This is a genomic window from Chryseobacterium sp. FP211-J200, assembly GCF_001643375.1.
Classification (GTDB): Bacteria; Bacteroidota; Bacteroidia; order Flavobacteriales; family Weeksellaceae; genus Epilithonimonas; species Epilithonimonas ginsengisoli.
The window spans coordinates 30,209-52,077 of sequence record NZ_LSHB01000008.1; the positions used below are offsets into that span (position 1 = coordinate 30,209).

The 21,869-nt window shown below is 39.0% G+C and carries 14 protein-coding genes; 11 read left to right on the forward strand and 3 right to left on the reverse strand.

Annotation, left to right across the window (positions count from 1 at the left end):
• Window positions 1–9: 9 nt before the first annotated feature.
• Window positions 10–621, forward strand: coding sequence for an NUDIX hydrolase (locus AXA65_RS02590; RefSeq protein WP_063968576.1), 612 nt, complete (start codon window positions 10–12; stop codon window positions 619–621).
• A gap of 21 nt (window positions 622–642) precedes the next feature.
• On the opposite strand, the gene AXA65_RS02595 is transcribed toward AXA65_RS02590, so the two are convergent.
• Window positions 643–1,914, reverse strand: coding sequence for a UDP-N-acetylmuramoyl-tripeptide--D-alanyl-D-alanine ligase (locus AXA65_RS02595; RefSeq protein ID WP_063968577.1), 1,272 nt, complete (start codon window positions 1,912–1,914; stop codon window positions 643–645).
• A gap of 84 nt (window positions 1,915–1,998) precedes the next feature.
• Window positions 1,999–3,609, reverse strand: coding sequence for a gliding motility lipoprotein GldJ (gene gldJ, locus AXA65_RS02600; RefSeq protein ID WP_063968578.1), 1,611 nt, complete (start codon window positions 3,607–3,609; stop codon window positions 1,999–2,001).
• Window positions 3,610–3,769: 160 nt separating this feature from the next.
• Between gldJ and porU the strand changes: the two genes are divergently transcribed.
• From porU to AXA65_RS02615, 3 genes are all read left to right on the forward strand, one after another.
• The gene (gene porU, locus AXA65_RS02605; RefSeq protein WP_063968579.1) at window positions 3,770–7,696 is read left to right on the forward strand and encodes a type IX secretion system sortase PorU; all 3,927 of its coding nucleotides are present in this window, start codon (window positions 3,770–3,772) and stop codon (window positions 7,694–7,696) included.
• A 44-nt stretch (window positions 7,697–7,740) separates the two neighbouring features.
• Entirely contained in the window at window positions 7,741–8,871 is a 1,131-nt protein-coding gene (gene porV, locus AXA65_RS02610; RefSeq protein ID WP_034975625.1) for a type IX secretion system outer membrane channel protein PorV, read from the forward strand.
• Window positions 8,872–9,026: 155 nt separating this feature from the next.
• On the forward strand, window positions 9,027–11,282 hold the full coding sequence (locus AXA65_RS02615) for an FUSC family protein (protein ID WP_063968580.1): 2,256 nt from the start codon (window positions 9,027–9,029) through the stop codon (window positions 11,280–11,282).
• On the opposite strand, the gene AXA65_RS02620 is transcribed toward AXA65_RS02615, so the two are convergent.
• Window positions 11,258–11,869, reverse strand: coding sequence for a 4'-phosphopantetheinyl transferase family protein (locus AXA65_RS02620; RefSeq protein ID WP_063968581.1), 612 nt, complete (start codon window positions 11,867–11,869; stop codon window positions 11,258–11,260). The genes AXA65_RS02615 and AXA65_RS02620 overlap by 25 nt on opposite strands.
• Before the next feature lie 141 nt (window positions 11,870–12,010).
• Here AXA65_RS02620 and AXA65_RS02625 point away from each other — a divergent pair, with 141 nt between their 5' ends.
• The 7 genes from AXA65_RS02625 to AXA65_RS02655 all read left to right on the forward strand — a co-directional run bounded on the left by AXA65_RS02625 (window position 12,011) and on the right by AXA65_RS02655 (window position 21,791).
• Window positions 12,011–12,388, forward strand: coding sequence for a hypothetical protein (locus AXA65_RS02625; RefSeq protein WP_063968582.1), 378 nt, complete (start codon window positions 12,011–12,013; stop codon window positions 12,386–12,388).
• A gap of 154 nt (window positions 12,389–12,542) precedes the next feature.
• Window positions 12,543–13,625, forward strand: a complete 1,083-nt coding sequence (locus tag AXA65_RS02630) for an efflux RND transporter periplasmic adaptor subunit (protein WP_063968583.1) — start codon at window positions 12,543–12,545, stop codon at window positions 13,623–13,625.
• Between the two features lie 86 nt (window positions 13,626–13,711).
• A complete protein-coding gene (locus tag AXA65_RS02635; protein ID WP_063968584.1) occupies window positions 13,712–16,906 on the forward strand; it encodes an efflux RND transporter permease subunit in 3,195 nt (1,064 codons plus the stop codon).
• 181 nt (window positions 16,907–17,087) lie between these two features.
• A complete protein-coding gene (locus tag AXA65_RS02640; protein ID WP_228391609.1) occupies window positions 17,088–18,455 on the forward strand; it encodes a TolC family protein in 1,368 nt (455 codons plus the stop codon).
• Between the two features lie 388 nt (window positions 18,456–18,843).
• Complete coding sequence (locus AXA65_RS02645) at window positions 18,844–20,103, forward strand: helix-turn-helix domain-containing protein (protein ID WP_063968585.1); 1,260 nt, start codon at window positions 18,844–18,846, stop codon at window positions 20,101–20,103.
• Window positions 20,081–21,094, forward strand: coding sequence for a tetratricopeptide repeat protein (locus AXA65_RS02650; protein WP_131797746.1), 1,014 nt, complete (start codon window positions 20,081–20,083; stop codon window positions 21,092–21,094). Before AXA65_RS02645 ends, AXA65_RS02650 begins: the two co-directional genes overlap by 23 nt.
• Entirely contained in the window at window positions 21,048–21,791 is a 744-nt protein-coding gene (locus AXA65_RS02655; RefSeq protein ID WP_165596556.1) for a T9SS type A sorting domain-containing protein, read from the forward strand. Before AXA65_RS02650 ends, AXA65_RS02655 begins: the two co-directional genes overlap by 47 nt.
• The last annotated feature ends 78 nt before the right edge of the window (window positions 21,792–21,869 follow it).

Below are 21,869 nucleotides of genomic sequence, written 5' to 3' on the forward strand. Positions count from 1 at the left end.
GCCTTACAAATGTATAAAGTTTTTATCAATGAAAAAAAAATAGTTTTGAGTCAGGAGCCTCAGGACAGCCCGAAAACATTGAATTACGATGGAACGCATAGCTTTGAATTTGCCATCGACCTGCTGACGAATACACCATCACAAGGCTTGAATATCTACCATCATGACGTTGACCAATTGTGGGCGGATTTCAAAGGTTTTTTCAGAAACATCGAAGCGGCAGGCGGAATTGTCCTTGATCCTGAAAATAAGATCCTCTTCATCCATCGTTTAGGGAAATGGGACTTGCCGAAAGGTAAAATTGAAAAAGGAGAATCCAGGGAACTTGCCGCTGTGAGAGAAGTGGAAGAAGAATGTGGCATCTTTGACCTGGAACTGAAGGATTTCATCAATTCAACCTATCATATCTATACGGAAAGAGATGGGCAAAAAGTTCTAAAAACGACCTATTGGTTTGAAATGTTCTACGCTGGAACGGGAACTCCGAAACCACAAATAGAAGAAGGTATCACCGAAGTGGGCTGGAAAAACGAGAGAGAAATCGAAAGCGAGATCTTGCCTTCCACCTTTCAAAATATCAAACTGATCCTTAATGATTTCGAAAACAAAAAACCTCAATAACAATTGAGGTTCTCCTTTATCCTATAAAAAATCGATGATCTTTTCAAGCGCTATTCCACGTGATGCTTTGAGTAGAATATTATCTTTTGTGATCGGAACGAGCTGCAATCTTTCAATCAATTCTGATGTATTGAGAAATGCGTTTACCGATTGATGGACCGCTTTGAAATGTGGACCGACCGTGATGATCTCATCAAACCCGCACGACTTGGCAAAATCGATGATGTTTTGATGTTCTTTCAAACTCTCATCGCCTAATTCCAACATATCTCCGATGATGATCGTCTTGGAACCTTCGAACGACTTAAAATTTTCCAGAGAGACCAACATACTGCTTGGATTGGCGTTGTAGGTATCCAAAACCAAAGTTTTTTCGCCCTTCTTCTGAACCTGTGAACGCATGTTTGAAGGGAAGTAATTTTCGATTGCCGATTTTATTTCTTCAATGTTTAGATTAAAATAAAGTCCCAAAGCGACTGCTGCCGAGATATTATCGTAATTATATTTGCCGGTGAGATTGGAGAATATTTGGACTTCCTTGTATTCAACGCCAACAAAATTTTCTTTATAAATTGGTTCAAAACTATACTCAGAATTAGGTGTCCCAAAGGTTATTTTAGAACTGTATTCTTTGGTCTTTTCGTTTTGGATCGGATCATTTTCATTGACCAATATTTTCTGACCATTCTTCATCAAGTAATTGTACAACTCTGATTTTCCTTTGATCACGCCTTCGTAACCACCGAAACCTTCCAGATGCGCTTTCCCGAAATTGGTGATGTAACCGATGTTCGGTTTTGCTATTTCGCAAAGCATTTCTATTTCTTTTTGATGATTGGCACCCATCTCGATAACTGCGATCTCATGTTCTTCTCGGATGGAAAGTAATGTCAATGGAACACCGATGTGATTATTCAGATTACCAAAAGTATATTGCGTTTTGAATTTGCTTGATAAGACCGTACTGATCAATTCTTTGGTCGTCGTTTTACCATTGCTCCCCGTAAGACCTATGATCGGAATATTGAGCTGGTCCCGATGCAAGATGGATAACTGTTGGAGAAATACCAAAGTAGAAGGCACAAAGAAAATGTTATTCTCTGGATCAGAATACTTTTCATCTTCAACGATCACTGCCAAAGCACCTTTTTCTATCGCTTCCTTTGCTGTTTCTGCTGCATTGTAACTTTCTCCTGAGAATGCGAAGAATAAGCTTCCTGATTCAACCTTTCTGCTGTCGATGACAACATTCTTGCTTTGTAAATAGATGGGATAAAACTCTCTAATATTCATAATTCAAAAATAAACAAATGAGCCGATCTGAAATAAAAAAAACAGCAGAAAATTCTGCTGTTTTTATATAATAACTGTGATTGATTATCTTTTTGTACGTCCTGCTTTGCCGTTGTTCTTAGCATCCTGTGCTACACGGAAACCAACCCATCCATAACCTTTCATTTGGTTTTTGAATCTTCTTTGTCCCGGATCCAACCAATATGCAGAATCCAACCAAGAACCACCTTTCACCACTCTACTGTAATCATTGATCTGAGAAGTAGCTTTGGTCTTTTCTTTTTGTAGGACCACATTCCCATCTTTATTAACAACGAATGTCGGTTTTACCGAGTTGTACATATTGAACTCTGTACTATCGCTTGGCGCAGTTCCGCCAGCATCCAATGAAGACTGGTAATCACCATCTCTGTAGTTTCTGTTATCCTCAACCACTTTTTTCTCAAACTCACCTGGTAAACCTTTGTACACCAAACGACCGTCTGCAAGTGTATCATATTTGATGTCCACGTTACCTACTTTTTTGTAAGTTCCATCTGCATTCTTCACAGACTGAACGACCACATTACCTCTGAAATAATTGAAGTCACTGAACTCCTCATCGATCATTGGTCTGTAGATATCTGCTACCCATTCTGCAACGTTACCATACATTCCGTAGATCCCAAGATCGTTGGATGGATATTGTTTCACATCTGCAGTTGTAGGCGAACCATCATTTTTCCAACCGGCAACACCAGAGTAATCTCCTCTACCCATCTTGAAGTTCTCAAGATACATTCCTCTGTTTCTACCTTTGGTGCCTTTGATTTTATCTAGCTGAGTATTTTTACCTAAATAATTGTTGTACTCTCTTTCTTTCTGAAGACCAAGCGCTGCAAATTCCCATTCAACCTCTGTTGGAAGTCTGAATTTTTCTACAACACCAGACGCTGCGTTTCTATTGGCTGCTGCAATTTTTTCATTAGAAGTCTTGATGCCGCTTCTTTTCTTCAGTTTTTCTTTGTCAACGTAAGCATCAAGCTCTGCATCATTGGACTTGAATTTATCCATATTGAAAGTTGAGCCTGCTGTAGCCCCTTTGTCTGCAGAGTAGATATCCTTGGAAATAACGCCTTGTTTCATAAGCGCTCTTTCATTGGCCCTTTCTGTCAACCAGTCGCAGTATTTTGTAGCCTGCAACCAAGAAACACCTACTACTGGATAATAGTCATATTCTGGAGATCTGAAATAAGTTTCTGCGTAATCATTACGGGAAAGCTTGTTGTTCCAAACCAAAGTATCTGGTAAAGATCCTGTATAGATATGTTTGAAGCCCGGATCAGAAGATGGGAACACGAACTTGAGCCAAGTTGTATATTCTCTATATTCTGAGTTGGTAATCTCTGTATCACCGATAAAGAAAGAACTCACCTGCATCCTTCTTGGTGTGTTATTCCAGTCATGCATCACGTTATCTTCCACCAATCCCATGGTAAAAGTACCTCCTTCCACATAAACCATTCCTGGCCATCCTTTTTGCTTTTGTTGCTTACCAGAAAAGAACCACCCGTCTTTTTCGTTTGGCTTCCAACCGGTCTTACTCACAAAACCTTTTGTACCACCACCTTTCTTCGAGTTTCCTCCTCCTCCACAACTTACCAAAAACAACGTTGTGCTTAGAGTAATTATAGAAAACAGCCTGATTTTTTTCATAATAGATATAGAAATTTTCAAAGTACAAAGAAAAAATAAATTCTTTGATTAATCAAATATTGTTTGCCTTTTTTTGATAAAACGCAATTAAATTAATTTTATTATATACCATTTTTTTAAAAAAATCGTTTATTTTGTAATCTTAATTAAAATAACCTTGATGAAATTCAAATTTTATATTTTAGCTCTTTTCTTTTTCTCTATATTCGGACAGGCACAAAAGATCGGTCTTAGCTGGGACGGCTACAAAGAAATGGATTATGGGACAGAGAAACTGACCTACCCTTTTTTTACCAATCACAATTATCAAGTAGATGCCAACAGTATTTTTGTAAACCTAAGTATCAAAACGACGTATCAGGTAAAACTGGACCAGTTTGTTTGGGAAGAGTTGCCAGCAAAAGACATCAAGGATCTGAAGATCAACTCCCTTTCATCTTCACCTAAGACGAGCATCAATTATTTCTTCAATGAAACTGAAAATGCCGAAAATGCCAATGTAACTGTAGAAACTGTAAAAACCGATAAGAACAAGATCTACAAACTCATTTCCTTTAATATCAGTCCGACCTCAAAAAAAATAGCTGACCTCTACAAGAGAACTAATAAAAACGGAAGTACTGAGAATCCTTTGAAATCTGGGACCTTTTACAAAATAAAAGTAGATAAGTCCGGAATCTTCAAGATCACAAAGCAATTTTTGCAACAAAATGGGATCAATGTTTCCAGTATCAATCCAAAAAACTTCAGAATCTATGGCAATGGTGGATTGATGTTGCCGGAGGTGAATCAGGATAGCCGATACAGTGCATTGCAGGAGGATGCGATACAAGTGATCGGAGAGGAAGATGGTGTTTGGAATGACAGTGACTATGCGCTCTTCTACGCACAAGGCCCCAATGGTTACAATCTTTTTAATTTTGCTAATGGAAATGGCAATAAAAGAACAGAATATAGAGGCGATAAATCTGAAAATACTATAAATATCTACGAGGATTTCTCCTATTATTTCATCAATTTCGACATTGGTGCTGGCAAGAGAGTCCAGACCGTTGACAGCAGCCTACCTCAAGAGTTGATCACAAGATATGACGATTATCAATTCATCAATGAAGAAAAATTCAATCTTATAAAGCTTGGAAGAATATGGACCGGAGATGCCATCCCTAACAACAGGGAGATTGTTTTCAATACCAGAAGTCCAATCAGATCCGATGACCCAATAATGTTCAGGACAAGGGTGATCGGTTATAATGCACAATCAGGGAAGATCACGACCAGCTTCAATGGTAAGTCAAATCAAACCTCGCTCTCTTCCACCGCTGAAAATTATGTTCCAATCATATACAATGAGACGGTATTCGAACAAAGTGGCAACAGTTTAAAGTTCAATTATACGACTGATATCAGTGGTAATCCTAATGCCTCGTTTTATTTTGATTATGCCGAAGTACAATACAAAGAAGATCTGAATTTTAACAATACCCAAATGAATTTCAGGGACTTCTCTATCATGGAAGGCACGGGCGAACTTTATGGATTTTCTATCTCAAATGCTTCTGGAATAGAACAAGTATGGGACGTTTCGGATGTTACCAATGCAAAAAAAGTGGTCAACAAAAATGCCCAAAATTCGGTATTCAGTTTTGGATATACAGCCAACAGCAATACTTTCAATAATGAGTTCGCGGCATTTAAAAATGCTTCGGCCTTTGAACCAGGTTTTGTGGGCAGAATAGACAATCAGGACCTGTCATCTCTTACAAATGTTGATTATCTTATCATTACTCAACCCTCTTTTACAGGTCAGGCTCAACGACTGGCCACTTATCATCAATCCAAAAACGGCTACAAAGTTCAGGTTGTAGATATCAATAAAATATACAATGAATTTAGTAGTGGTAGCAAAGACATCACTGCTGTAAGAGATTTTGTCACGAAACTAAATACCCCTGCAGGTTCTCTAAAATATGTCCTGTTGTTGGGAGACACTTCTTATGACTTCAAAAACCGCGTTGCAAACAATACAGATATCATTCCAAGTTACCAGAGTGAGAATAGTGCTGATGTAAAGGGTTCCTACGTCACAGATGATTATTTTGTGATGACTAAACCCCAAACTGTTACTGATGTTTATCAGATCTTGCCAGACCTCCCTATTGGAAGATTACCAGCCGACAATGCACAAGAGGCAAAAACATTGGTCGATAAGACCTTGGCCTATCACAATGCTTTACCAGGACAATCCAGCCCTTTCGGAGAATGGAGAATGAAACTTGATTTCGTAGCTGATGATGATGCTGACGGTGATGGACCAGGTAGTGTCGGAAAACCATTTCACAATCTTGTAGACAATAGCATCAAGCTGAATTTTGAGACCAATTCAGATAAACCTGAGTACAATATCCGTAAATTATATCTTGATGCATTCCCTGCCGTTACCAGTGCTGGTGGACAGAGATTCCCACAGGTCAACCAAGCGATCACGAATGACATGGGCAATAGCCTTTATCTATTCTATTTCGGGCATGGTGGTATCAATGGATGGGCACAGGAAAGGGTTTTGACTTCCACGGAGGTTCAAGGCTTTAATAATTTCACATCCGTTTACAGCAGATTTCCTTTGGTTTCAACGATCACTTGTGAATTCACCCTCTGGGATGAACCTAGTACCAACTCTGTCGGTGAGCAACTTATGAAACTTACAACAGGCGGTGCCGCAACCATGATCACTTCCAGCCGCGCTATTTCTGTAGATTATGGTAGAAAGTTCACTTCGCTTTTTACGGACAACCTCTTCAAATTATATGATGATGATTTTCATAATCTTGGTGATGCCCATCTAAAAGCGAAAAAAGAATACAATGCTCTCCACAATTCTGGAAGTTCCGCCATCGACCACCTTAGGGTAAACTTCTTGGGAGATCCTGCAATGAAACTGAGCAGACCAAAAAGATTATTACAGATCGACAATATAGAAACGCCTGTTCCAGGAAAGATAAGAGCGCTAGATTTTGTTAAAGTGAAAGGTCATGTTAAAAAAGCTGATGGAACGCTGGACAACTCTTTCAATGGACGCGTGGCCATCAATATCTTTGATAAAAAAATTAAGAAAACCACGCTTAACAATGACAATATATCGGATCTAAATCCCAAACTGACATACGATGAAGAACCAAGCGCCATTGTGAAGGCTTCTGGAACTGTTGTCAATGGAAATTATACCGTAGAGTTCTATGTTCCGAAAGACATCAATTATGAAGTCGGTAGTGGAAGAATCCTGGCTTATGCTGATAACAAAAGTTTTGATGTCTTTACAAATCAAGTTCAATCTGTGGGTGACATCAACCCAGATGGCATCAATGATAATGAAGCACCTGGTGTCAATTTATATATGAATAATACAAACTTCGCGAACGGAGGTATCACCGATCAAAACCCTATGCTTTTGGCTTGTGTTAAAGATAATTTTGGAATCAACTCCACAGGTGCTGGGATTGGGCATGACATCACTTTCGTTTTGGATGGCGACATTATCAATACCACTTCCGTGAACGATTATTTCGCTTCTGGAGATGGCAACGGCTGTAGTTTTACGGACCTTAAAGATTACCAAAAAGGCTCTGTTACTTTCCCTTTAAAAAGTTTGACGCCTGGCGAGCATCAATTGGTCTTTAAAGTTTGGGACATCAACAATAATTCTACTTCATCCACGTTAAACTTTGTAGTAAAAGACGAATCCGAGAAAAAGCTAACGGTGAATAGACTTCTCAACTGGCCAAATCCTTTTACAAACAAAACCTATGTTCAATTTGAGCATAATTGTGATGATATCCTGGATGTAAATGTTCAGATCTATACCATCACTGGAAAAATAGTGAGAACATTGTCAACAAGTATTACGGCAGAACCTTTCCTACAGGGCTTTAGAACACCAAGACAAGCTATTGAATGGGACGGAAAAGATGATTTTGGTGATACGGTAGCAAAAGGTACATATATTTTTAAGATATTTGCACGCAGCCAAAATCAAGAGAAATGTTCCGGAAGCGCAACAGCAGTTGAGAAAATGGTTTTATTAAAATAACAAACACATAATATATCGGTAAACTTTACCTTAAAAGAACAAAAATGAATTTAACAAAAAGATTATTTTTAGGATTAGGAATCGGCGCTTCTGCCCTTGCTTTTTCTCAAAACATTCAGCCGGTGCTTACCGGTGCTCCATTCCTGAGGATCTCTCCAGATGCTAGATCAGGTGGTATGGGAGATCAAGGGGTTGTTACATCTACAGATGTATTCTCTCAATTCTGGAACGCTGCGAAATATCCTTTCGCCAAAGTTTCTTCAGGATTTGGGGTCAACTATACACCTTATATGAGTAAATTGACGAGTGATGTATTCTTACTTTACGGATCTTACTACACATTCTTGGGCGATGATGAGCGTTCTACTTTGAGTGCCAGTATTTACTATTTCAACATGGGAGATGTGGATCTGACAGATTTCGTTGGAAACGAGGTGATCCAAGGTGGTACCGCAAAACCAAATGAATTCTCGATCGACGTTGCTTACGGTTTGAAGTTGACAGACAACTACTCCATGGCTGTGACTGGTAGATTCATCAGATCAGACATTGGTGGTGGATTCAACTCCAACAGTACTTTGAAGCCTGCCAACACTTTTGCAGTAGACGTTTCTGGTTACTACATGTCTCCAAAACACGAGAGCATCAGTGGCTACGAAGGTAGAGTGAAAGCTGGTTGGGCTGTACAAAACTTAGGACCTAGATTGGATTATACAGGTGACGAGGAATCCAGATCTTATCTTCCTACAATGGCAAGATTAGGTTTAGGTTATGACCTATTGATAGATGACCAAAATCGTTTCAGTCTAAGTGGTGAAGCTTCCAAAATTTTGGTTCCAGGACCAGACGAGACTACAGGAGATGTACCAAACGTTGGTGTGATCGAAGGGATTGGAAAATCTTTTGGTAATAAGAAAAGTATCATGTTCAGTGGCGCAGCAGAATATTCTTATGATGAGACTTTCGCCTTGAGAGCTGGTTATTTCACAGAAGCACCAGAACAAGGAGCTAGACAATATGCAACCGTTGGTGTTGGATTCAAATATGCTTCTTTTGGATTGGATCTTTCTTACCTGATCAATACTTCTAAGATCAACTCTGCCTTGGATAATACCTTGAGATTTGGTTTGACTTGGAACATCGGTAGCGAAACTTATAACGCACAGGATTATTAATCAATATTGATTTTATAATTCTTTCAAATAAATTTTGCCAGGGCTTTTTGCTTTGGCATTTTTTTTATTAATTATTTTAAAATTTTCATCAAACTTAATATATTGTACTTTTTACATGGTGCAATTTCCCTGATACTTTCTGTAAATTTGCAAATATGAACTACAGTTCCGAACTCAAAAAATTTCTAACTAGCCAATACATCTATTCCGGAGCAAGGATCGCTCTGGCAATAGTGATCCCAAGTATCATCTTGGCGCAATTTGGTTTGCTTAAGGAATATTTTCTGTTCCCACTAGGAACTAGTTTTGTCGGGTTGACGGATCAGCAAGGGCCGTTTATCCGAAGAAGAAATACATTGATACTGTCCATTTTTTCTTTCTTTCTAATTGCCCTCTTTGCAAGTTTGGTCAAGGAATTTCCGATTGCCGTTTATCTGGAGATTCTCATTTTCGGATTTTTCTTTTCGATGATCGGTGTTTATGGATTGAGGCTCGCCACTTTCGGATCCATTGCGCTGGTTGTGCTGAGTATCTTTATTGATGGACATTTGACAGGAGAAGACGTTCTTAAAAGTTCATTTATCTTTTTTCTTGGCTGTGTTTGGTTCTTCGTCATTTTTATGATTGTTTCCACGCTCCAGCCTTACAAGTTGGCGAGTCAGGTGGTTGGAGAAAACTATTTGGAATTAGCGGATTATCTCAGAATTAAAGCTAAATACTACACGAAAAATCCAGATTTCAATGAGTTACTGAATCAATTGATATCTCAACAGATCAAGATCAAAAACCATCAGGAAGACACTAGGGAAATCGTTTTTAAGACCAGACAGATCGTCAACGAATCTACAACCCAAAGTAGAATTCTGATGTTGATGTTCCTTAACTCTTTCGATCTGTTTGATAAGCTTCTGACTTCCGAAAATGATTACAAAAGGATGAATCAGGTTTTCGGGGACACTACGCTACTTCATAAGATCCACGACTATCTCTTGGTCATGGCAGATGAATTGACCAACCTTGGGATTTCGCTTCAAAGTGGTTTAGCCTTCAGACAGATCACCAATTTTGATAATGAATTGAAGAAGATCTACGACGACTTCTTCGACCACCGATCACAAAGATTCTCCTCAGAAACCTTGGAGGATTTTATGATGATGCGTCAGGTTCTCATGAGAATTACTGAAATTACAGACGAGGTAAAAACGATTCTGACCGTTCATTCCCAAGATAAAAAACTCGCTAAAAGTTTATCCTCAGGATTGGACTATTCCAAGTTTTTACCGAAAGAGGAAAAAATGAATCTCAAGGTTTTGTTTTCCAATTTCTCACTTAATTCTGGACATTTCCGACACGCAATCAGAGTGACGATTGCCTTATTGATCGGTTACATCGTTTCAAGGTTTGCGATTCTTGGAATAGGGCATTCTTACTGGATTCTCATCACAATCATTGCTATTTTAAAACCTGCTTATTCCACCACAAAACACCGGAATCTTCTACGGCTTTTTGGAACAATCGCTGGTGGCATCATCGCTTATATTATTCTTTATTTCGTAAAAGAACCAGGTGCTATTCTCGTTATTCTTTTACTAAGTATGATTCTGTGTTTCAGTTTGTTGAAATCAAAATATTTCTGGGCAGTTCTGTTCATGACGATTTATATCTTTCTGTCTTTCAATTTCTTAAGACCTGGAAACGTCAATGTCATTTTTAAAGATAGAATTTTGGATACGTTGATTGGTGGCGCAGTCACTTTTCTGGTGGCCTACTTTATCTTGCCGGTTTGGGAACATACCCAAAACTTGGACTTAATGAAAAAATCTTCCAAAAGCAATCTGGATTATTTCCGATTGATCATGGATCATTTTATGAAAAAAGAACAGCACGACCAGGATTTCAGAATAAGCAGAAAAAATGCGATCATCGACCTTGCGAATCTCTCAGACAATTTCCAAAGAATGATCTCGGATCCGAAAAATCAGCAGAGAAAATTGGAAACGGTCCACCAATTCGTTACCACTACGCATTTGATTACAGCGTACACCGCTTCATTATCTCAATATGCAAAATCTGGTCACGACTTTCCAGAAATTGATTTTCAAAATTGGAAGATCAAGATCTCCGCAGAATTGTTGAGAACATCTTCCCTACTCTTTCACCAAGATCTGGACGAAAAAACCAGAATCGAAAGTCACATCAAGCCTGAAGATCAAGTTTTTGACCTTTTAGAAAAACGAAAAGCGGAATTGGAAAACCATTCTATTTCCGATGAACGAACTTTCACCGTGAGTCATTTGACAGAGATCAAAAACATCAGAGAACTTTTGGAGCTGATCTATGACGTTGCGAAAGACCAAAGAAAGATCATCGAGGAATATCTGATCTATCAATCCACGACTGCGAAACAGTAATTATCGAAGAAATTGATCTTTGCTTTGAAGAAATCTTCGTTCTCATCATCATAAACTCTGCATTTTACAGAAAGTTCATCTCTTAGATTGAATGGCAAAACATCATAATGCTTTTTCAAAGACCAATGTTTGCTGTGATGGATCTTGTAAAGCGCCTCCTTCACACACCAAATCGCCGTCAGGAAATCCACTTCTTCCGCATCATCGATGAAGTTATTCTCATGAAGTACAAACTTGTGTCGGATATTTTTGATCTTCTCTTTCCGTTTTTCGATATCGATCCCAATCTTATTTTTTGAAATCGCCAAACCTGCCAACGGAAAAGAATGACTCACGGAAATCTGAAGATCATTAGGAAAAAGATAAGGTTCACCATCTTCTTTGTAAAGGATCTTGTGATTGGGGAGCACCGACTTCAGCATTTTTCTGACCATCAAAACCTCAGCGATCTTGTTTGGATGGTAGTTCAAGATCTTGTTTTGATTTTCCGGTTCCAGCAATAGTTCCGGATCCAATTCTTCATCCTTATCGAATTCCCAAATGAGAATCGTGGCAACATCGTCGGAAAAATCTTTGTAAAGTGGCATCGGATTTTATTGTTTTGCTAATTTAATAAAAACAAAACGACCACCAAAAATAAACCAACAGAGTCTCCAACTTAAAAATTCCTTAAATTTTCAGATTTAAGATGTTGTTAACATTTAAGCAAGTAAATTTGCAGTATCAAAATGAGAAATGGTATTATATATTTACTGATGTGCATTTTTCTACTGTTTACGGTAGAGAATAAGCAATCTCTTGATTTCCAGCCAGATTTTGGAAGTCAGAATATATCATTTCAATTATTCTCATTTGCCAAAAAGCACCATCGCAATCATTCTTTGGAGAAAACCTCTTTGCAGCAGATCAGCGATTCTCTGGACTCTCCGGAGGAATTTGATATGGGTTTTTCAAGCGCCTTCAATACAATTGCAGTTCTAACTGTTTTCGGTTTGGGGTTTATTTTACATTTATATTTCAAACGCGCAAAACAGAAATTTCATGAGCCGGAAAGAATCATCTATTCGGTAAAAAGGTTCATTCTGCTGCGTTCTATACGTATTTAAATTTCACTTCCTCAAAAACATGATTACCCTTACTCCAAAGTGGTAACATCCCTTGTTGTTTTTGAGATTTTCCCGTATCCAACATCTTAATGAACTCAATGGTCTTTTTGGTCATTGATTCAATCCTTAATTAAAAAAATAAAACTTATCAAAAATGAAAAGAGTCACATTTTCTGTTGCTCTCAGCGCCTTGCTGATTATCTTTAGTTGTAAAGACAAAAAAGAAGAAAAAGAAGAATCTGCCATTTATCCCGTGACAAGTCCTGTAAAAATGGACACTGTAGTCACCAAAGATTATGTCGCACAGATCCAATCCCTGAAAAATATAGAGATCCGCGCTCAGGAAAAAGGTTTCCTTGAAAAAATTTTTGTAGATGAAGGTCAATATGTTCAAGCTGGGCAAACCTTGTTCAGAATCATGCCTCAGATCTATCAGGCTGAGCTTCTGAAAGCCCAAGCGGAAGTAGAACAAGCCAAGATCGAACTGCAAAACTCCAGCACATTGGCAAGCAACAACATCGTTTCCAAAAACGAAAGAGCCATGTCAAAAGCAAAACTGGACGCTGCAAATGCAGAAATGAGACTGGCACAGATCCACCTCAACTTCACCAATGTGAAAGCACCTTTCTCAGGTTACATCAATAGAATTCCTTTGAAGCTCGGAAGTCTGATAGATGAAGGTGACCTTTTGACCAGTCTTTCCGACAATACCGGCATCTACGCCTACTTCAATGTTTCCGAGCCGGAATACATCAGCTATCAGACCCATTCTGCAGACAGAGGTGCTGACCAGGTTTCCCTACTGATGGCGAATGGCGAACTACTCCCTGAAAAAGGAAAAATAGCAAATATCGAAGGTGAGTTTGACAACGAAACTGGGAACATTGCTTTCCGAGCCAAATTCCCCAATCCAAATCAATTGCTGAGAAATGGCGAAACTGGAAAAGTCCAGATGACCATTCCATTGAAAAATGCACTCATCATTCCACAAAAAGCAACATACGAAATTCAGGATCAGATCTATGTTTTCGTAGTAGATAAAAATGGAAAAGCACATTCCAAAAACATCAAGATCGCCTATGAACTTCCTGACCTTTATGTGGTATCTGAAGGTCTTGATATCAACGATAAGATCCTGCTCGAAGGTGTTCAAAAAGTGAAAGACGACCAAAAAGTGGAAACCAAATTCCAGGATCCGAAGAAAGTCTTGGGTTCTTTAAGATTACAGGCAAACTAAGATATAAATGAGGACTGATCAATGATTGTGGCTCTCTGTCTATGATCTTTTAGTCCATCATCTATTGTCTAAAAAAATAATTCTTTATGTTTAAGAAATTCATTCGCAGACCAGTTCTGTCAATCGTGATCTCTTTGATCATCGTATTTTTAGGGATCTTATCTTTGGTAAAACTTCCCGTAGCGCAATTCCCTTCTATTTCACCGCCAAAAGTGAATATCACGGCAGAATATCCTGGAGCTAACAACGAGTTGCTGATCAAATCTGTGGTAATCCCTTTGGAACGTGGACTGAATGGCGTTCCCGGAATGAAATATATGACTTCCGATGCCGGAAATGACGGTGAAGCTTCTATCCAAGTTGTATTCGATCTGGGAACGGACCCGAATGTGGCAGCAGTAAACGTTCAAAACCGAGTATCCTCTGTAGTCAACAAACTTCCGCCTTTGGTAGTTCGTGAAGGTGTAAAGATCACCCGTGAGGAACCGAACATGCTAATGTACATCAACCTTTACAGTGACGACCCAAAAGCTGATCAGAAATTCCTGTTCAATTATGCCGATATCAATGTGATGTCCGAACTCAGAAGGGTGAATGGTGTAGGTAATGCCGATATCCTGGGAACCAGAGAATATGCGATGCGTATTTGGCTGAAACCTGACCGAATGACAGCCTACGACATTTCGGCTGACGAAGTGATGGAAGCTTTGAATGCGCAAAGTTTGGAAGCATCGCCGGGAAAAACAGGTGAAAGTTCCGGAAAACGCTCTCAGTCTTTTGAATATATTTTGAAATATCCAGGCCGTTTCAACAACGAAAAAGATTATGGAAATATCATTCTGAAAGCCAAAACCTATGGCGAATTTGTAAGGCTGAAAGATGTTGCTGATGTGGAATTTGGATCATCAATGTATGACATCTACTCTACTTTGAACGGAAAACCGTCTGCCGCGATCACACTGAAACAATCTTACGGCTCCAACGCAAGCGATGTGATCAAGAATGTAAAAACCTTGATGGCTGACCTTCAGAAAACAAGCTTCCCAAAAGGAATGCATTACGAGATCAGTTATGACGTTTCCCGATTCTTGGACGCATCGATAGAAAAGGTGATCCACACTTTGTTTGAAGCATTTATTCTGGTTGCCATTGTCGTTTTCCTATTCTTGGGAGATTGGCGTTCGACTTTGATACCGACGATTGCGGTTCCAGTTTCTTTGATAGGAACATTTGCTATCATGTCCGCTTTCGGAATAACATTAAATTTAATTTCACTTTTCGCCCTAGTAATGGCTATCGGGATTGTGGTTGATGATGCGATTGTCGTGATAGAAGCCGTCCATGCCAAGATGGAGGAAAAGCACCTCTCGCCACTCAAGGCAACGGAAGAAGCGATGCACGAAATCAGCGGGGCGATCATTGCGATCACATTGGTAATGGCTTCGGTATTTATTCCCGTGGCGTTTATGTCTGGTCCGGTCGGCGTTTTCTACCGTCAGTTTTCTATTACGATGGTTTCATCCATCATTTTGTCGGGAGTTGTTGCTTTAACTTTAACGCCAGCTTTATGTGCCTTGATCCTGAAAAATAACCATGGCAAAGAGAAAAAGAAAACGCCTTTGACAAGATTTTTGGATGGTTTTATAAACATCTTTACTGTTGGTGCAAACAAATATCACGGCTTGCTTACTAAAGTGGTGACCAGAAAAATGATCACACTTCCATTACTCGCACTTTTTTGTATTGGAACTTTCTTTTTGAGTAATAAATTACCAACAGGCTTTATCCCAAGTGAAGACCAGGGAATGATCTACGCCATCATCCAAACACCTCCTGGTTCCACGCTTGAAAGAACCAATCAGATCGCATTGCAATTGCAGAAAGCTTCTGAAGATATCGACGGCGTTTCTTCTGTTTCATCTTTGGCTGGCTACGAGATCTTGACCGAAGGAACCGGATCCAATTCCGGAACGTGTTTGATCAATTTAAAAAGTTGGGACGACAGGAAAGAATCTGCGACCGAGATCATCGAGCAATTAGAACGAAAAGCTAAGGAAATCCCTGGCGCTAATATCGAATTCTTCCAACCGCCGTCGATTCCTGGTTACGGAGCTGCAGGTGGTTTTGAACTTAGATTGTTGGACAAAGCCGGAAGTGGCGATTATCACAAAATGGAAACTGTAAGTAATGATTTTGTGAAGGAATTGAAAAAACGTCCAGAATTGGGGTCGGCTTTCAGTTTCTACTCAGCGAGTTTCCCTCAATATATGTTGAAAATGGATAATGATCTGGCTGAACAAAAAGGCGTAACAATTGAAAAAGCAATGGACAATCTCTCAACTTTGATCGGTTCCAATTACGAGACCAGTTTCATCCGCTTCGACAGACCTTACAAAGTGATCGTTCAGGCAAGTCCGCAATATCGCGCTTTGCCAAATGACATTATGAAACTTTATGTGAAAAATGACAAAGACCAAATGGTTCCATACTCCGATTTTATGCATCTTGAAAAAGTATATGGATTGTCTGAGATCACAAGACATAATATGTACAACTCTTCCGAGGTCAGCGGAACGCCGGCGCCGGGTTACAGTTCCGGAGATGCCATCAAAGCGATTCAAGAAGTGGCAGACAAAACATTGCCAAGAGGTTTCGGGATCGATTGGGCAGGGATTTCCAAAGATGAAGTCTCTAGAGGCAATGAGGCTATCTACATTTTCTTGGTTTGTCTCGGATTTGTTTATCTAATTCTTTCCGCACAATACGAAAGTTTCATTTTGCCATTGCCAATTATTTTGTCTTTACCAACGGGAATCTTCGGCGCATTTTTATGTCTAAGTCTTTTCGGATTGGAAAATAATATTTACGCGCAAGTTGCCATGGTCATGCTCATCGGATTACTCGGAAAAAATGCTGTTTTGATTGTAGAATTTGCTGTTCAGAAAAAAGCAGAAGAAGGACTTTCGACAAAAGAAGCAGCGTTGCAAGGCGCATCTTTGAGATTCCGACCAATTTTGATGACATCGTTCGCCTTCATTGCAGGATTGATTCCTTTGGCTTTGGCAACAGGACCGGGAGCGGTGGGAAACAGAACAATCGGAACTGCAGCAGCAGGCGGAATGCTGATAGGGACTATTTTCGGATTGATGATTATCCCGGGATTGTACTACATTTTTGCCAACCTGGCTTCGAAATCCAAACTGACTTATTACGAAGAGGAAAATCCTTTGACAGAAAACACTGAACCTTACCAACACGATGGAAAATTTGAAGACAAATAGAAGACAGCATATGAAAACGTCTTTTGAAAATATAGAATTGCTGCAGCCCGACTTGAGCGGAAATCCTTTTTGTGAAACAAAGTGGAACAAAAAGATTGGGAGCGGAAGGCGGATAAAGCTGCCCAAAAATATCATAACAACCGCATTCATTTCATTAATATTAATTGGATGTAAAGCACCGATGGCGACCAAAATCCCGGACCAGGTGAAAGAAACGATTCCTCAGAATTTTGACAATCAGAATGTTGCTGAAAATAATTCCGGAATCACACCTTGGAAACAGTTTTTCACAGATCCGAATCTTGTCAATCTCATCGATGAAGCGCTGAAAAACAATCAGGAACTGATGATTACGCTTCAGGAAATCGAGATTGCGAAAAGCGATGTGATGTACAAAAACGGAAAACTGAGTCCGACTGTTGCGGCAAAACTTGGCGCAGGTGTGGAAAAAGTAGGAAGATACACGAGTACCGGAGCCGGCGATGCTTCCACAGAAATCACTGATGGAAAGGAAGTTCCAGAGAATTTGGGAAACTTCGAAGGTGGATTGATGGCAAATTGGGAAATCGATATCTGGGGCAAACTCAGAACTGAGAAAAAAGCCGCTGTTGCACATTATCTCTCAACCGTTGAAGGCAAGAACTTCGTCCTGTCAAGTCTGATCTCCGAAGTCGCAGACAATTATTACGAATTATTGTCTCTTGATAACCAACTCGATATCATTCATCAATATATGGAATTGCAGAAAAAAGCTTTGGAAGTGGCGAAAATCCAAAAGCAAGCGATGGCTGCAACTGAACTGGCTGTTAAAAAATTCGAGGCTGAGTTGGCAAAATCCAATGCGACGGAGTATGACCTGAAACAACAGATCACGGAAAAGGAAAACCAGATCAATGTTTTGCTAGGTCGTTATCCGCAACCGATTGTCAGAACTAAGGAAAGTTTTATGTCTATCGTTCCACAAACGGTTTACACAGGAATTCCGTCACAGTTATTGGCGAATCGTCCTGACATTAAGCAAGCTGAATTAGAACTGGAAGCGGCAAAACTGGACGTGGAAGCAGCGCGAAAAGAATTCTATCCAAGTCTGGAAATCAATGCGACACTTGGTTTGGAAGCTTTCAATCCATCATATTTGGTCAAGTTGCCGGAATCTATTGCTTATAATTTGGTTGGTGAATTAGCTGGACCATTGATCAACAAAACAGCCATTCAATCACGATTTAAAACAGCTGATGCTAAACAAATCCAGGCTTTGTATGAATATGACAAAACGATTCTGAGTGCTTACATCGATGTTGCGAATCAAATGTCGAAAATCAAAAACCTGGATAAATATTATGAACTGAAAGCTCAGGAATCAAAAGCTTTGGATGACGGAATTGGAATCGCGAACCAATTGTTCAGAAATTCTCGTGCCGATTATCTGGAAGTCTTGATGAATCAGCGTGATGCACTTGATGCCAAAATGGAACTCATCGAAGCTAAGGAAAGACAGCTGAGCACGGTTGTCAATATTTACAAAAGCTTGGGCGGCGGCTGGAAATAGTAGAAATAGACAAGAAAAAGATGAAAGAATAAAGACTTTCTTCTAATTCTAAAATCTATTTACACTAACTAATTATATTTGAAATGCTTTCGGAATTTTATTTCGGAGCATTTTTTTATTTTAATTAATTTCTGATGCGACTTGAGATATAAACATACATTATCTGAAAATTTGTATAACTTTACATGTTGCAACCCCATCAAATTGAAGGCAAGTTTAGTATTTTTTTATAATCCTTAGCATTTTCATCAAAGCACAAAATACGCGCGATGCGGAATCATTATTCACCGAATCCAAGAATCTGCTTTATAAAAAACCAAAAGAATCTGCGGTAATAGCTGAGTTCCTTTTAAAGAATAGTTCATCTGAAAATGACAAGATCAGAGCTTTGATCCTCTCGACGGAAAGTGATATCTTGATAGGCAACTACACTTCTGCGACAGAAAAATTATTCCAGGCATTGGAACTTTCGAAAAAATCAAGCCGTGCTGAAAATGATAACCAAATCAATGCTTTATTGGAGAGACTTTGCAATGAATTGGGAATCGAGTCTTCTCAGCTTTATCTCATTAATGATGAAAAAGAAAAGACACCAAACTATTATGAAAAAGCAATCGATTCTTACGCCAGATCAAATTGGAAACAGAGCATCAAGTCTTTAAAACAATCAGAAAAACAGAAGAGCAATAATGAACTGACCAATTTCTATTACGCACTCGCCTACTCTGATCTTGGGAAAATGGATTCCGCGCAATATTATTTAAATAAAATTCAGAAGTATGAGCCTTATTACTTTTATGCGAAGGCTAAGATCCAGTCAGACAGAAAAGAGTCGGACAAAAACATAGATTATTTGGAGTTTTTGAAGCCAATCAATCAAAAGGTTCAGGACGTTTGGCTAAAAGGAGAAATTTACGAGTTTGCGACAGAACATTTTAAAGCTTCAAAAGATTGGGAGAATTATCGGACTTATTCCCAGCTTCAAAATGCGTTGCAAGATTCCATGAGTCTGGTAAAGGAAAATGCAAGAATCTCATTCCTGACGAAGATCGACCAGAAACAGGACGAGATATTGGCTTCGAAATCAGAATATCAAAAAAGAATCATCTATCTAATTCTGACCATCATTTTTACGGTTCTGCTATTAGTTTTTTTATTGAATCGGAGATTTAAACTAAAGAAGAGCAACATCGAAAAAGCGCTGATGGAAGCTGAGGAAAAACAAAGATTCATCGATGAAAACAAAGCGCCGGAAAATGCAGGCAAAATCGTGATCCCAGACAAAACGATTCAATTTCTTTTGGAAAAGTTGGAAAATTTTGAAGCCAATGGAAATTACACCGATCCATCGACGTCATTGAATCAACTTGCAGAAAGCCTTAATACAAATACCAAATATCTGTCGGAAATCATCAACACTTATAAAAATAAAAATTTTCACACCTACATCAATGAACTGAGAATCAATTACATCATTAATAAACTAAAGACCAACCCGATTTATCTGAAGTACAAGGTCAGTCACCTGGCCGAGGAAGCGGGTTTCTCTTCGCACAGTTTGTTTTCTACCGTTTTCAAGCAGGTGACGGGACATTCGCCGGCTTCGTACATCAAACTAATAAAAAATGAACAAGATGGGAATGCGTAGGTTTTTTATGATGATCAGTTTGATGATTTCTGCACAATTGTCTTTTGCACAAAGCAATAAGAAAATTGACAGTTTGATCGGCGTTGCGAATACATTCATGTTCAAAGACCCGAAAAAGACGGTTCAAATTGGAGAAGAAATTTTAAAGAAGAAAGATATTTCCGATTCTTACAAGATCTCTTCCTACGTCCTGATCGCGAATGGATTTGCGGCTATGAATGATTTCAAAAAATCCATCGATTTTGCTATCAAAGCCAATGAATTATCCGAAAAAACGAAGGACAATGCCAATCAGATCAGAACTTTGGGACTCATCGGAAATCAATACACCAGAATCGAAATGCGGGAAGAAGCGTGGAAATATCTGGACAAAGCAGACAAACTCACGCAAACTATTTCCCTGCCGGATTCTATGAAATATCTGATCGGGAACATCAATCTTTTGAAAGGTTTTCTCTACAAAAGAAGTTTGGACTGCGGCTATGCCATCAAACATTTCAATAAAGCGATCGCTGCCTTCAAAAAGGATAAAGGCAATGGTTTTGCGGTAGCGAATTTGGGACAAGCGTACAACCAAAAAGGCTATTGCTATCTTTCCATTAATAAAGATTCTGCGGAAGTCAGTTTTAATAGAGGACTTGCTGACGCCAGAAAAAATGGTGCGAAATCTTTGGAATGCAATGCGCTGATCGGACTTTCTGAGATCGAAGCTGATAGAAACAACTTCAAAATGTCCAATGATACTTTGTTTTATGCTTTGAAGCTGTCAAAGGAAATAAAGCAGCGTGAAATGGAAACCAAGATCTACAAACTTTTGTCCAATAATTTTATCGCGCTTGATGATTTTGAAAACCATTTGAAATATCAAGATTTGTACGAATCGGCACATTCAAAATTTGATCATGAGAACATGGAATCCATCAATGAGATCATTAAAAAAAGGAATGAGTACAAAGAAAAGATCTTCGAATCGAAACAAAAAAGCTGGTGACAATTACAGATTGGTTGTAGAGTCTAGCCCATCACTGGTGAGAGAATTATCTACACAGCACACAGGTTTCCCTTATGCATTAGGAACTGTAGGACAGATCACAGGCGGAACGATCAACAATGGCGGTGCCAATTCCAACTACTATTTCTTCTACAATTGGAAATTCAACAAAGGCGACAGCGAATGTAAATCTGAAAGAGTAAAAGTAGACGTGACCATCATTCCTGGTCCAGACGCACCTACGGGTGAAGCAACACAGTATTTCACATCAGGAGAGACTTTGGAAAACCTAGAAGTTTCCGGAACCAACCTGACCTGGTATTCTAACCAAAACGGAACAGTGATCCCAGCGACTACACCTTTGGTAAATAACACGACCTACTATGTTAGCCAAAATAATGGCCAATGTGAAAGTGAAGTTTTCGCGATCACAGTTTATAACCAACTAGGTTTTTCGGATATCAACAAGGCAGAATTTACCTATTATCCGAATCCGGTAAAAGATGTCTTGAACATCGCAGGAAAATCTGATGTTTCCAAAGTTGAGATGTTTGAACTGTCTGGTAAAAATATCCTTTCTCAAAATGCTAAGGCTAAAAATGTACAGTTGAACCTTTCAACTTTTGCAAGCGGTGTTTACATCTTGAAAGTAACATCAGACAAGACCACAGAAACATTTAAGATCATCAAAAAATAATTTCTTCATTTTATTTAAGGTGAAGCCCGGGAATTTCGATTTCCGGGCTTTTTTTGTTTAAACAAAATTTATTTTCAA